The sequence below is a fragment of the Mariniflexile sp. genome (assembly GCF_052728615.1).
The window spans coordinates 1-13039 of record NZ_JBFVFE010000045.1 but is presented as its reverse complement, the minus strand read 5'-3'; the positions used below and the strand labels follow the sequence as shown (position 1 = coordinate 13039).

The following is a 13039-nucleotide window of genomic DNA, read 5'->3' as shown; positions in this document are numbered from 1 at the left end:
AGACCTGTCAGGTTTTTAAAACCTGACAGATACTTTTTACATTTTTTATCCCCCAGAAAATGGCGGTAATAACGCTATTTCTTTACCTGTCAATTTAGTTTCAACTGAAACCAATTCCTGATTTTGTACCACTTGAAAATCTTTGCTTTTTAACTGATTATATTTTGAATATAAAAGTTCCAAAAGCTCCGAAATCAATCCCCCGGAAAACTCTAAAGTTTCTTCTTCCACCTGTGTTACTTCAGCTATTTGTCCGAAATATTTAACCTTTATGTACATCTTCCATACGTTTTAATTCTTCTTTGGTATTTACATTGGTAATAAACATAGTGTTCTCTTTTTTTAAAATGATGTTTTTGGTTTTACACGTATTTACGGCAATCCGCAATCTTCTTTCGTCTTCATTTAACAATTTTAAGAATTTTGCTTTGCAGGATTTTTTATATAATGCTATCAGTGGCATGGTTTTGCCATTGCTTTCAATCTGGATGATTTCGGAAGTTTCATCCATACCTTCAATTAATTGTTTTAATATATCTGAATTAATCAGCGGAATATCGCAACTTAAAATTAAATTATAATCTGTTGAAGACGCTTCCAAACCCGCACAGATACCTGCAACAGGGCCTGCATTTTTAATGAGGTCATTCATGCGCTTCAATCCAAAGACATCGTAATTTGAATCATCAGAAACAATAATGATTTCAGAAACCAATGGTTTTAAAGCCTCTATGCCATAGTGTACAAATGGCTTGCCTTTAAAATGTAAAAAACCTTTGTCGGTGCCCATCCTGGAGCTTTTCCCTCCAGCTAAAACAATCCCTGTTATGTTTTTTTTATCTATCATTTATGTGAAAAACAATTTAGCGCTAGCAATAATCAATACGAAAGCCAATAGGTACCTTAAATTCTGATTGTTGATTTTTTTACTGCCAATATATCCACCTAAAACACCCCCTATAAGCGCCATGGCAACCAAAAAAAACGATTCACTTGGTATGGTTGCACCGCTACTTAATTGCCCCACCAATCCAGCTGCGGAATTTACCCAAATAAATAAGGCCGACACTGCTGCGGCTTCTTTCATGTTTCCCCAATGCAATAATAAAATGATTGGAGTTAAAATTATGCCCCCTCCAATACCGATTAAACCCGAGAAAAATCCAATAATGCCGCCAACAAAAAGCCCCTGCCAAAGTTTTACTTCTCTGGTGTTTTCAGACGCTTTACCAAAAACGTCCAACATTTTTAAAATGGCAAACACCAATAAGACGGCCAATATTTTTTTATAAACGGAGGCGTCAACTTCTATGGTGCCACCTAAAAAAGCCAACGGAATAGAGGTAATCGCAAAATAGATAAACAGTTTTTTATTAAAGAAGCCACCTTTAAAATAATAATAAAACGACATACCCGCCACAAACAGATTGAGCAATAGGGCAGTGGGTTTCATGGTTTCTGGAGCGAATGAAAACAATGCCATTAATGCCAAATAACCACTGGCGCCACCATGACCAACGCTCGCATACAGAAATGCTATGATGGGTAATATAATTAGAAAAAGATATATGTTTTCGGTTTGGAACATTTTTAAAGTGCCTAAAGTTTTAAGTGCCTAAAGTACTTAGAGTTAGAAGTGCCTTAAGTATTTAAAGTGATTAGTTGCTAAAGTGCTTTATTCTTATGTTTAAATTCGTGTCATTTTGTTTTTTTCAACTTCAAGTACTTATAACTTTAGTGCACTTTAAATACTTTTAGAAGTTATAATTCTTTTATTTTTTCTAATTCCTCATCCAGAAAGTCCCAGCAATTTTTATTGATGTCATCAAAAACAACAATTAAGGATTTACCGTAATCAGTTAATGCCGCGCCTCCGCCACCTTTGCCGCCAATACTATTTATGGTCACCGGTTTTTTTGCCGATTTGTTCACGGAATCAATAAGGCCCCAAGCTTTTTTATAGGATAGATTTAACGATTTGGCGGCTTTAGAAAGTGAGCCGGTTTCTTCAATCGCTTTTAATAATTGCACCCGTCCTTCGCCTAAGAGCACATGGTTATTGTGCTCAATCCAAATCCGACTTTTAATTTTATAGCTCATAATTCTTAGATTTATACAGGCAATAAAATAACTTCCACTGAATCTCCGATTTCAATATTAGAATGATCTTCCGGCATATAAACCAAGGCGTTTGACAGTGCGAAAGTTTGTAGCATGGCAGAACTTTGTCCTTCTAAAATCTCAACTTCGCCATCATTATAAACAGCTTTTAAAAATTGGGGTCTGTCGCCATGTTTTATAAATTTCGTCAAGGATTTTGCTTTGATCCGAGGGAGTTCAACAACACTGGCATCCATCATTTTTTGCAGTGCAATATATACATACACGTAAAAACAGGTGAGTGCTGCGGCAGGATTTCCAGGTAATGCAAAAATGTGCGTGTTATTTTTTGTTCCGAAGAACAAGGGCTTTCCCGGTTTTTGTTTCACTTTATAGAAGTGTTCTTCAACGTGTAATTCTTCGAGGGCTTTTCCAACAAAATCGTAATCGCCCACGGAAATACCCCCAGAAATAATAACCAGATCATTTTTGTTAATGACTTCATCTAATTTGGATTTGGTTCTATCAAAATCATCCTCAACCTTATGAAGGCTTACATCATAAAACCTAAGATTGTACAAAGCGTTTTGAAGCATTTTGGAGTTGCTTTCGTATATTTTACCATAGGTTAATTGCTGTCCAGCTTCCACCAATTCATTGCCTGTGGTAACAATAGCAATATTCGGTTTTTTAAAAACAGGCACTTCCTGTATGCCCAAAGAACTTAAATAGCCAATAGCGGCTGGGGTTAATTTTGTTCCTTTTTTTAACGCCACATCCCCTTTTTTTACTTGTTCGCCAGCAGGCCGAATGTTATGGTTTGTATCGATTTGAAATTCGACAATTATCTGGGAATCAGTTACCGTTACTTTTTCCTGCATCATAACCGCATTGGCGGTATCTGGAACGGGAGCTCCCGTAAATATTCTAACGGCTTCGCCTTTTTTTATAGTCGGTTGAAGGGAATCGCCCGCCTTTATTTCGCCAATAAGCTGATATGTTAAGCTATCATGCAAACACAATGCGTAACCATCCATGGCCGATTGTCTAAATGGTGGCATGTTAATAGGAGAGACAACATTTTTATAAAGTGAGTATCTCCCAGCTTTTTCAAGGCTTTTGTGGGTTTCTTTTGTAATGGGTTTACTATGGGTTTTAACCAATTCTATAGCTTCTACTATGCCAATCATTTAAACAGCGTTATATATTTGTAAATATAGCGATTCTGTAATTACAGGAATATCTTTCCATTCGTAATTTTCAAACAAATGCATTTTAAGTAAAATAGAAAGCTAATAATTTCATTTATTCAACTAAGGTGTCATTATTTTATTGAACCCTTAAAAATAAGTATTATTAAATAAAATTAAGTATTAATACGTATATTTGATCTAATAAACCCATTAATCAAGTCCGTACTTGGAAACCAAAATTTTAAATAATTCTTATCCTGTTCCGCGAAAGCGTGTTTCCAATACGGTGTCTTGTATTGCTTGTGAGAATATGGACTGTCTTATAAAAAGGAACCTTGATGATTTAGAGGATTTCAGGCTTATTGGCGAAAAGAATAATCTTCGATGCAAAAAAGGGCAGCAATTCATCATGGAAGGTGCGCCCGTTAATGGTCTGTTTTTTATATTGAAAGGAAAAGTCAAAGTGTTTAGAACAGGCATTAATGGAAGGGAACAAATAGTTCGGTTTGCTAAAGAAGGTGAAATTATAGGGCATCGTGGTTTTGGTACCGAAGAATATTATTCCATTGGCGCTATTGCTTTGGAAGACACCAAATTGTGCTATTTTTCCAAGATCAATCTGCAGGAAGCCTTATTGAACAATTCAAAATTCGCTTATGATTTTATGCTTTTTTATGCCAATGAATTGAACAGAAGCGAATCTAAAGTCAAGTCTATCTCGCAAATGACGGTTCGCGAGCGTATTATTGATACCATCTTATATTTGAATAGAAAATTTGGCAACACCAATGGTTTTCTTAATCTGCCTTTAAGCCGAAAAGAATATGCTGATTATGCCGGTACCGCTGAAGAACAGGTAATTAGGGTGTTTTCAGCATTAAAAAAAGAAAAACTCATTTCTGCCAAAGGAAAGAAAATCGGCATCACTAATATCCAACTTCTTAAAAATGAAATTAGTGAGCACAACTACTATTTAGATAGTTGATTCCGCAGCCTATCGGCATACCGAAAATTCGGCACAAGCGCTCCTCTTAAAAACTGTTGGTTTTCCCATTGTTTCAGAAAAATATTATTATTGCCTGTAGGGCATAAAGTATTGTAGAAAAAGATGATAGCCCATCGTTATACTCCGTAGGAGTTATACCCAGATATCTATTTCGGATACCTTTATGTCATGTGTATTTTCATTAGAAATATATTGAACATTTTAATGTATATCCCCTACGGGGAACATAATTTCGACAGATTGCTTTGTGCTACAATACTTTAACCGCTATGCGGTAAAAAAAATACTTAAATGTCTATTTAAATTTATAGGTGCTAAAACAGCCTTAATAAATGTTGCTAGTTAATTTTCACTCCATTTTGTTCTTTACTACGCCTTAATACTTATAAATACGTATTCAGTATTTTACATATAAATCATTGTTTTTTAATATTTTATGTTGCAAACATGTTTTTTGTCAGTTTTTGTTATGTCCAAAAAAGAGGTTTTAATATGGGTGTTATCATGGAATAAAAAGTAATGTACTTATATATTTGTCAAAAATTAAGTATTTATACTTATTAAAATATTAAAACGCTATACTATGAAATCACTATTAACAAAATCAACATGGATCGTATCACTGGGGTTGCTACTATGCGCTTGTGGTGGAAAACAAAAAAAGGAATCCACTGAAGAAGTTTCTACAGAAACCTCTAAAACCAAAACCTTGGATATTGAAAAACCACAATTAACGTTTGGGTTTATCAAATTAACCGATATGGCACCTTTAGCCATTGCCAAAGAAAAAGGATTTTTTGAAGATGAAGGTTTGTTTGTTTCAGTAGAAGCGCAATCAAACTGGAAAAATGTGTTGGACCGTGTTATTGATGGTCAGTTAGACGGCTCACACATGCTGGCAGGACAACCTATTGCTGCAGGTGCTGGTTTTGGAAGGCAAGCGGAACTGGTTACGGCATATTCTATGGATTTGAATGGAAATGCCATTACCGTATCTAACGATGTTTGGGCGAAAATGAAACCAAATGTACCGAAAGGTGCGGATGGTAACCCGATTCACCCCATAAAAGCGGGCGCTTTAAAACCTGTAATTTCGGAGTATAAAAATAAAGGCAATGCCTTTAAAATGGGTATGGTTTTTCCCGTTTCTACACATAATTATGAGATTAGATATTGGTTGGCCGCTGCTGGAATCAATCCTGGTATGTACACTGCCGATAACGTGCAAGGTCAAATTGGTGCCGATGTGTTGCTATCCGTTACACCGCCACCACAAATGCCAGCAACTTTGGAAGCGGGCACTATTTACGGTTATTGTGTCGGGGAGCCTTGGAACCAACAAGCGGTATTTAAAGGTATTGGTGTACCGGTTGTTACTAACTACGACATCTGGAAAAATAACCCAGAGAAAGTATTTGTTATGACTAAAAAGTTTGTGGACGAAAACCCCAATACCGCAATTGCCGTTACTAAAGCCTTAATTCGTGCAGGTAAATGGTTGGACGAACCAGGAAACAGGGCAGAAGCTGTAAAAATATTATCGATGTCTCAATATGTAGGAGCAGATGAAGTGGTATTGGCAAATTCCATGACCGGTACGTTTGAATTTGAAAAAGGTGATAAACGCGACATGCCAGACTTTAACGTATTCTACAAGTATAACGCCACCTATCCTTTTTATTCTGATGGTATTTGGTTCTTGACACAAATGCGCAGATGGGGGCAAATTCCTGATGCAAAATCGGAGGCTTGGTATGCGGAGACCATTAAAAAGATTTACAGACCGGACATTTGGAAAAAAGCAGCGGATTTATTGGTGGCAGAAGGTACGATTCCCGCAGGCGATATTCCCAACACAGATGGTTACAAACCAGCGACTACCGATTTTATTGACGGCACGAAGTATGACGCGAAGGACCCGATAGGATATATCAATAGTTTCTCGATAGGAAACAAGGATAAAAAATAAAAATTTCAAAAAAATCAGTAACCATGAAGCAAAGCATCGCATTAGATAAAATAACCAAGTTTATGGGATTCGGGTTTTTAGGAACTTTAAAATCGATAGCCACGGGGAAGATTGAAAAAGAGGATTTTAAAAACTTCTTACGAAAAGTTATTGTGCCGCTTGCTTCCATGTTCTTATTTATTGGATTATGGCACATGGGCGCTAAAGCCTTGTTTAACATGGAAGCCGATTATAAAATTGAAAAAGCATTAACCGACCAAGGGCAGGAGGCAGCTGATGCTATGAAAGCGTGCATAGCATCAGGCGCTATAAAATGCCAACCGAACACCTTACCATCTCCTACCCAAGTTTGGGGTTCTTTCAAAACCTTGTTGCATGACCATTATGTGATTAGAACCGACAAACAAGCTTTTATTGAAAAAACGGCCGTTTTAAACGCAAAACGATTGGCAGCAGGTAAAGATGCTATTACCTATACGGGAAGACCATCGTTTGTTGACCAGATTTTTACGAGCATTAAAACCGTGTTTGCTGGTTTTTTTCTAGCCTTGTTTATTGCAGTTCCTGTTGGTATTGTTATCGGGCTTAGTAAAACCTTGAGAAGTTCGGTAAACTGGTTGATTCAAATTTTTAAACCCGTATCGCCTGTAGTTTGGTTGTTGTTGGTTTTTATGATTGTAAAAACGCTGACTAAAGATTCAGAATCCGATAGCGCATTCATCATCTCCTTTATAAGTGTCGGTTTATGTTCTATGTGGGCAACTTTGGTAAACACCGCCATGGGCGTGTCGTCGGTTGATAAAGATTATATAAATGTTGCTAAAGTATTAAAATTAGGCACGTTTCAAAAAGTGTTTAAAGTGATTCTGCCATCGGCATTACCATTGATTTTTACGGGGTTACGAATTACGCTTTCAGTATCTTGGATGGTACTTATTGCTATTGAATTATTGGCACAAAGTCCCGGTTTAGGCTCTTTTGTTTGGGAAGAATTCCAGAATGGTGCGATAGATTCCAATTCGAAAATTATTGTTGCCATGTTTGTTATTGGTGGTATTGGGTTTTTGTTGGATAGAATTATGCTAACCATACAAAATATGATTTCGTTTGATAAGAATGACGGCATTTAATTTGGAGTTGTACAGCGCGTTAGGGATTGAAGCGGCATCCTTTTTTGTCACTAAAAGCAAAAAAGATATAGCGAAAAGCCCGACCCTTGTGGTAACGCCCAAATAATAAATCAGTAAAAAAACAACAAAATGGCATACTTAGAATTGAGTAATATTTACAAAACCTACGGACAGGGCGATCATGCTACCGAAGTGCTTTCAAACATTAATTTATCTATTGAAGAAGGGGAGTTTGTTGCCATTGTGGGGTTTACAGGCAGTGGGAAAACGACGTTGGTAAACTTGATAAACGGACTTTTAGAACCTACTAAAGGCGACGTGTTGTTTAAAGGAGAACCAGTTGTGGGAACAAGCCATGAACGTGGGGTTATTTTTCAAAATTACTCCTTGTTGCCTTGGTTAACGGTGGGGCAGAATGTGTATATGGCTGTGAAAGAGGCGTTTCCTAAAAAAAGCAGGTCGGAATTACATAGTATTGTGACAGATTATGTGGATATGGTTAGTTTATCGCACGCCATAAATAAACGCCCGAAGGAATTATCGGGTGGGATGAGACAACGTGTTGCTGTGGCGCGTGCCTTGGCCATGAAACCTGAAATGATTATCATGGACGAGCCACTTGGCGCTTTAGATGCATTGACCCGTGGTAATTTACAAGATGAAATTTTAAACATTTGGGGAAAAGATAAGCGCACCGCTTTGTTGATTACCAACGATGTGGATGAAGGTATTTATATGGCAGACCGCATCATTCCGTTACGCCCGGGGCCCAATGCGACTTTAGGTCCTGAGTTTAGAATTGATATTGATAGACCCCGGGATAAAACGGAAATGAACGATAACCCGAATTTTAAAAAGACCAGAAATGCCATTATAGAGTATTTAATGGATATTGGGAATGAACGAAAATCGGTGTCGCAAAAAGAATATGTTTTGCCGGAATTGAGTCCTAAAAAATTTGCTGGATATTTCTAAAATAAAACAAATGACTACAGATACCATAGATTACAAAAGAGATATGGATACCGAAAACGGTATTATGTACCCTTCCAAAGTTATGTTGGATTTGAAAAACCTTAAGAAAGTTTACCCAACGCCCAAAGGTGATTACGTTGTGTTGGAAGATTTGAATCTTCAGATTATGAAGGAGGAGTTTGTTGCCATTATTGGGCATTCTGGTTGTGGTAAAACCACCATGCTTTCTATGATTGCGGGACTTAATGCGATTTCTGGGGGAAGTATCTCCGTGTTGGGAAAACACATTACAGGACCCGGACCCGATAGAGGCGTTATTTTTCAATCGCCCAGTTTAATGCCTTGGATGACATCGCTTCAAAATGTGTTGTTGGGTGTCAACCAAGTATTTCCGCATGCTGCAAAAGCACAACGCCATGATATTGCAAAATACTATTTGCAGAAAGTGGGGTTGGAGGATGCTTTTAACAAACGCGCTTCCGAACTTTCCCAAGGGATGCAACAACGTGTTGGAATCGCTCGGGCATTTGCCATAAAGCCTAAAGTATTGTTGCTGGATGAACCTTTTGGAATGTTGGATTCATTAACAAGAGGCGAACTTCAGGATATCCTAATTGAAATTTGGAACAAAGAGAAAATTACCGCAGTAATGATTACACACGATGTGGATGAAGCTATTTTTTTAGCAGACCGTGTTGTGATGATGACCAGCGGCCCAAAAGCGAAAATAGGGGATGTTTTAAGCATTGATTTTGAACGGCCACGGACACGAAAATCGGTTTTGGAACACGACGATTATTACAAATACCGAAAACATCTTATAGACTTTTTGGAACATTAAAAAGATTATACCAATTGCATTTAAGTACATGACAAAAATTTATTAACATCAAATTATTAAAAGAAGCTCCTGAAATAATTCCTCCCCTTTTTTCAAGGGGAGGTGCCGATAGGCGGAGGGGTCAACTTTAATAGTTATTTTAATGAAACATCTTTTTTTGTCATGTACTAAACAATTGCATATATAAAATAGTCTGAAGAAACGAAGAAATTTTTTGTCAAGACGATGAAAAAAACCTTTGCATAGCATAGCTACGGAACTGTTTTTTGAAGATGTATTGGCGAAAAAGAACAAGTTTATTGGGCTGTTTTATATATCCAATTGGTATTATATGAGATATATCATAAAACCAAAAAATTGCTACTTATATATTTGAAAAAAATTTAGAGGAATTATCGAAGTACATGACAAAAATTAAAACAACAAGATCAAATCATTAAAAAATCATCGTCTTAATAATTCCTCTTCTTTTTTTCAAGAGGGAGAGCTTGTACCGATTTTTCGGTATGCCGAAGGCGGAGGGGTCAATGACATAAGCTACATAAATAATAATTAGCTATTTTTTTAACATGTACAAAAAGGAATTAAAAAAAACAATTAACAAAGAACACAAATTAACCTAAAAACAAAAAAATGAAAAAACAATATGTAATTCTAGGACTATTATTAGTATGCTTACAATTTGCACAGGCGCAATTTACTTTAGATGGTGAATTTAGACCACGTACAGAGTACCGTAATGGATATGGTAATATAATACCGGATGCCGCAGATGCAGGTTTTGCAACATCAACCAGATTACGCTTAAATACAGGCTATACTACAGATAGTTATAAAATATTTGTGAGTTTACAGGACATTATGGTTTGGGGCGAAAACAGACAATTAAAACCAGAAGACAGCAATAATTCATTTGCTGTGTTTGAAGCTTGGGCGGAAATTAATTTAGGCAAAGGATTTTCAACCAAATTAGGTCGTCAAACAATTACTTATGACGACGAACGGATTATGGGTATTGTTGATTGGACTCAGCAGGCAAGAGACCATGATGCTGCCTTATTAAAATATAATAAAGGTAAATTTATGCTCGACTTAGGTTTAGCTTTCAATCAAGACTTTTCAAACCCATCAGGATTTGTAAATACCAGTACAGCTTATAATACCACAGGCTTCTTTTCATATAAATCCATGCAGTACTTGTATTTGAAACAAGCTTGGGAGCATTTTTCGGGAAGTTTATTGTTGTTGAATACTGGTTTTCAGAAGTTTGAAACCGATGGGGTTACACCAGATGGCGTAAATAGTTTACAAACCATAGGAACGCATCTGGATTATAAAAAAGGTGATATTGGTATAGTGGCTAATGCATTTCTTCAAACAGGCGACCAAGTAAAAAGCGCTTATCTATTAGGCTTGGAACTAAGCTATCAAGTAGCTCCTAAAATTGGTTTAGGCGCTGGTTTTGAAATTACAAGTGGAAATGACCCAACTTCTACCAAAAGTGAGGCGTTTTTCCCATTGTATGGCACCAACCATAAATTCAATGGACTTATGGATTATTTCTATGTTGGTAACCACGCAAATACAATTGGTTTAATGGATGTACATGTAAGTGCAAACTTTATATTAAGTGAAACATCCAGTTTAATGGTTAAAGCACTTAATTTTAGTGGAGAACAAGATTTACCAAGTGGAGAAAAATCCTTGGGAACCGAGTTGGATTTAGTTTACTCTAAGAAATTTAAAGGCTATAGTTTAGCACTTGGATATTCCCAAATGTTTGCAAGCGATGGGATGTATGAGCTAAAAGGTGTTACTAAGGCTGAGGCTGCCGATGGCCAAAATTGGGCTTGGGCCATGTTGGTTATAAAACCTAAGTTTATAAACTAAGAATGTTAGGGAGTTGGTCTTAACATTTTTTTAAACCAGCTCAATACCAAAGAGGTCGTCTAAAAAGTAATTTTTAGGCGATTTTTTTAAATTTTATATTCTTTGATCTGGGTACATGACAAAAATTATAGTAGTGTCTCTTGGAGGCGCTCCCGATAATTATTCAATGACGCCCTCTTTTCTTATATTCTTCAAACATTTTTCTTTTAAAATCATCTTCAATTTTATGCAAGAGAATAATTTTTTTTGCAGAAATAACCTTGGTCAAACGATCTACAAAATCATTTTCAAGAGCTTGCTTTTTATTTTCATTAAGTCGGATTTCCTTTAAAATGTTAACCGCTTGTTCTTCAGAAATCGTGTTTAAATCCGCTTTTTTTCGGGCATCATAAGCTTGTCTTCTTAAATTGGAGTTTTCCTCTTCAAAATTATTGTAAATAGGCCAAAACTGTTGTGCTTCCTTTTCGCTTAAATCCAGCTTTTCGGTTATATAAGCAATCTTTAAAGTTTTGATTTTGTCCCTATTTGATTGGGCAACTGATAGCAGCGAAAAGCTAATTATAAATAATAGGTTTGTGAATTTTTTCATACTGTTTATTTTGTAATGATATCTTCAATTTCCAAATTGTCAAATACATAATTTTCTAGGTTTTTGGAATTGTATCCATCGCTGATTAGTTCAACATGCGATAATTCATCTTCTGAAAAAAGCGAAGCAAATTCATAAAGGTCTAAATTCTCATCAATGATGTAATTTTCTATGCTGGCCGTTTCAATGCTGTCCGCGGTTATATTTTTAGTTTGATCCATAAATATATTGAGCATTAAAATGATACTCGCTGCTATGGCAGAGGCATATAATATTTTTTTCCTAGTGAAAAGGGTAATAACCTTCACTTCGTTTTCAGGTTTTATTGCAGCAGCACTCATTCTGTTTTCCAAAGATTCAAAATAATGGTCAGGGACTTTATAACCCGATTTTGGAGCCATTTCTTGTAGCTTTAAATTGCTTAAAATACGATCTTCAAGCGTATTAAAGTAATCATCAGGCACTTTAAACCCCGTATTTTCAATAGTGTGCAATTTGTTTGTTTTCATGTGTTTAAATTATTGTTTTTTATTGGTCATCCCGTATTCTATCGGGACTGTTCGCTATTAATCATTTCGTAGGGTGATTGTGCTTATAACATGCTCGTTTCATCTGTTTATGCTTATTGCTTTTTAATAATAAGCGTTTTACATTAATAGGACTTTAATTTTCAATAAAGGTTTAATCTTCAGTTAAATATGCTTCAATTTTTTTTACGGCTATATGATAGGATGCTTTTAAGGCGCCTTCACTGGTTTCCAATATATCTGACATTTCAGAATACTTCAGCTCCTGAAAATATTTCATGTTAAATACCAATTGTTGTTTTTCGGGCAATGTGGCTATGGCTTTTTGTAATTTCAATTGGATACTATCACCTTCAAAATAAACATCGGATTCCAATTTATTTATGGCCAATGTTTGCACTCCTTCATTGGTAGTCTGTAATCGTTTTGCATTTTGATTGATGAACGTGATGGATTCATTGGTAGCAATGCGATACATCCACGAATACAGTTTGCTGTCGCCTTTAAAACCATGGATATTTTTAAAAACCTTGATAAAGGTATTTTGGAGCACATCATCGGCATCGTCATGCGATTTTACTATATGTCGTATATGCCAATATAAACGCTCTTTGTAAAGCGTTATAAGCGCTTTAAAGGCTTGTTCTTTATGGGTTTCAGATTTTAATTGTTCTAATAGTTGTGCTTCGTCAATCACAAAATCAGTTTTAATTTAGACTCTTTGATCTGTTAAAAGTTTAATGTAACTAATCAGTAGCAAATATATCGGTTTTGCATAAAACAGTGCTTCATTAACAATTTAAGTAATTTTATTAACAT

The 13039-nt window shown here is 36.0% G+C and carries 14 protein-coding genes; 6 read left to right on the top strand and 8 right to left on the bottom strand.

Annotated features, from left to right (window positions below; genetic code table 11):
* Positions 1 to 45: 45 nt before the first annotated feature.
* From ACU1LP_RS14670 to ACU1LP_RS14650, 5 genes are all read right to left on the bottom strand, one after another.
* The gene (locus tag ACU1LP_RS14670; RefSeq protein ID WP_445732454.1) at positions 46 to 279 is read right to left on the bottom strand and encodes a MoaD/ThiS family protein; all 234 of its coding nucleotides are present in this window, start codon (positions 277 to 279) and stop codon (positions 46 to 48) included.
* A complete protein-coding gene (gene mobA / locus ACU1LP_RS14665; RefSeq protein WP_445736643.1) occupies positions 263 to 847 on the bottom strand; it encodes a molybdenum cofactor guanylyltransferase in 585 nt (194 codons plus the stop codon). The genes ACU1LP_RS14670 and mobA overlap by 17 nt, the downstream gene beginning before the upstream one ends.
* Positions 848 to 1588, bottom strand: coding sequence for a sulfite exporter TauE/SafE family protein (locus tag ACU1LP_RS14660; RefSeq protein WP_445732456.1), 741 nt, complete (start codon positions 1586 to 1588; stop codon positions 848 to 850). It abuts the gene before it with no gap.
* Between the two features lie 173 nt (positions 1589 to 1761).
* Positions 1762 to 2100, bottom strand: a complete 339-nt coding sequence (locus tag ACU1LP_RS14655; RefSeq protein ID WP_445736642.1) for a winged helix-turn-helix domain-containing protein — start codon at positions 2098 to 2100, stop codon at positions 1762 to 1764.
* Positions 2101 to 2111: 11 nt separating this feature from the next.
* Positions 2112 to 3290 (bottom strand): molybdopterin molybdotransferase MoeA, encoded by a 1179-nt coding sequence (locus ACU1LP_RS14650; RefSeq protein ID WP_445736641.1) that lies wholly within the window; start codon positions 3288 to 3290, stop codon positions 2112 to 2114.
* 229 nt (positions 3291 to 3519) lie between these two features.
* Between ACU1LP_RS14650 and ACU1LP_RS14645 the strand changes: the two genes are divergently transcribed.
* The 6 genes from ACU1LP_RS14645 (at position 3520) to ACU1LP_RS14620 (ending at position 11104) form a co-directional block, all read left to right on the top strand.
* Positions 3520 to 4278 carry a Crp/Fnr family transcriptional regulator gene (locus ACU1LP_RS14645; RefSeq protein WP_445736640.1) on the top strand — a complete coding sequence of 253 codons (759 nt, stop codon included), beginning with the start codon at positions 3520 to 3522 and terminating at the stop codon, positions 4276 to 4278.
* A 604-nt stretch (positions 4279 to 4882) separates the two neighbouring features.
* Positions 4883 to 6268, top strand: a complete 1386-nt coding sequence (locus ACU1LP_RS14640; RefSeq protein ID WP_445736639.1) for a CmpA/NrtA family ABC transporter substrate-binding protein — start codon at positions 4883 to 4885, stop codon at positions 6266 to 6268.
* A gap of 23 nt (positions 6269 to 6291) precedes the next feature.
* Positions 6292 to 7398, top strand: a complete 1107-nt coding sequence (locus tag ACU1LP_RS14635; protein WP_445736638.1) for an ABC transporter permease — start codon at positions 6292 to 6294, stop codon at positions 7396 to 7398.
* Between the two features lie 129 nt (positions 7399 to 7527).
* Complete coding sequence (locus tag ACU1LP_RS14630) at positions 7528 to 8373, top strand: ABC transporter ATP-binding protein (RefSeq protein ID WP_445736637.1); 846 nt, start codon at positions 7528 to 7530, stop codon at positions 8371 to 8373.
* Positions 8374 to 8383: 10 nt separating this feature from the next.
* Positions 8384 to 9214 carry an ABC transporter ATP-binding protein gene (locus ACU1LP_RS14625; RefSeq protein ID WP_445736636.1) on the top strand — a complete coding sequence of 277 codons (831 nt, stop codon included), beginning with the start codon at positions 8384 to 8386 and terminating at the stop codon, positions 9212 to 9214.
* Between the two features lie 633 nt (positions 9215 to 9847).
* Entirely contained in the window at positions 9848 to 11104 is a 1257-nt protein-coding gene (locus tag ACU1LP_RS14620) for an alginate export family protein (RefSeq protein ID WP_445734753.1), read from the top strand.
* A 163-nt stretch (positions 11105 to 11267) separates the two neighbouring features.
* Here ACU1LP_RS14620 and ACU1LP_RS14615 read toward each other — a convergent pair whose 3' ends face one another.
* From ACU1LP_RS14615 to ACU1LP_RS14605, 3 genes are all read right to left on the bottom strand, one after another.
* Entirely contained in the window at positions 11268 to 11693 is a 426-nt protein-coding gene (locus ACU1LP_RS14615; RefSeq protein WP_445734754.1) for a hypothetical protein, read from the bottom strand.
* A 5-nt stretch (positions 11694 to 11698) separates the two neighbouring features.
* Complete coding sequence (locus tag ACU1LP_RS14610) at positions 11699 to 12202, bottom strand: hypothetical protein (RefSeq protein WP_445734755.1); 504 nt, start codon at positions 12200 to 12202, stop codon at positions 11699 to 11701.
* A 172-nt stretch (positions 12203 to 12374) separates the two neighbouring features.
* On the bottom strand, positions 12375 to 12917 hold the full coding sequence (locus ACU1LP_RS14605; protein ID WP_445734756.1) for an RNA polymerase sigma factor: 543 nt from the start codon (positions 12915 to 12917) through the stop codon (positions 12375 to 12377).
* Positions 12918 to 13039 lie beyond the last annotated feature (122 nt).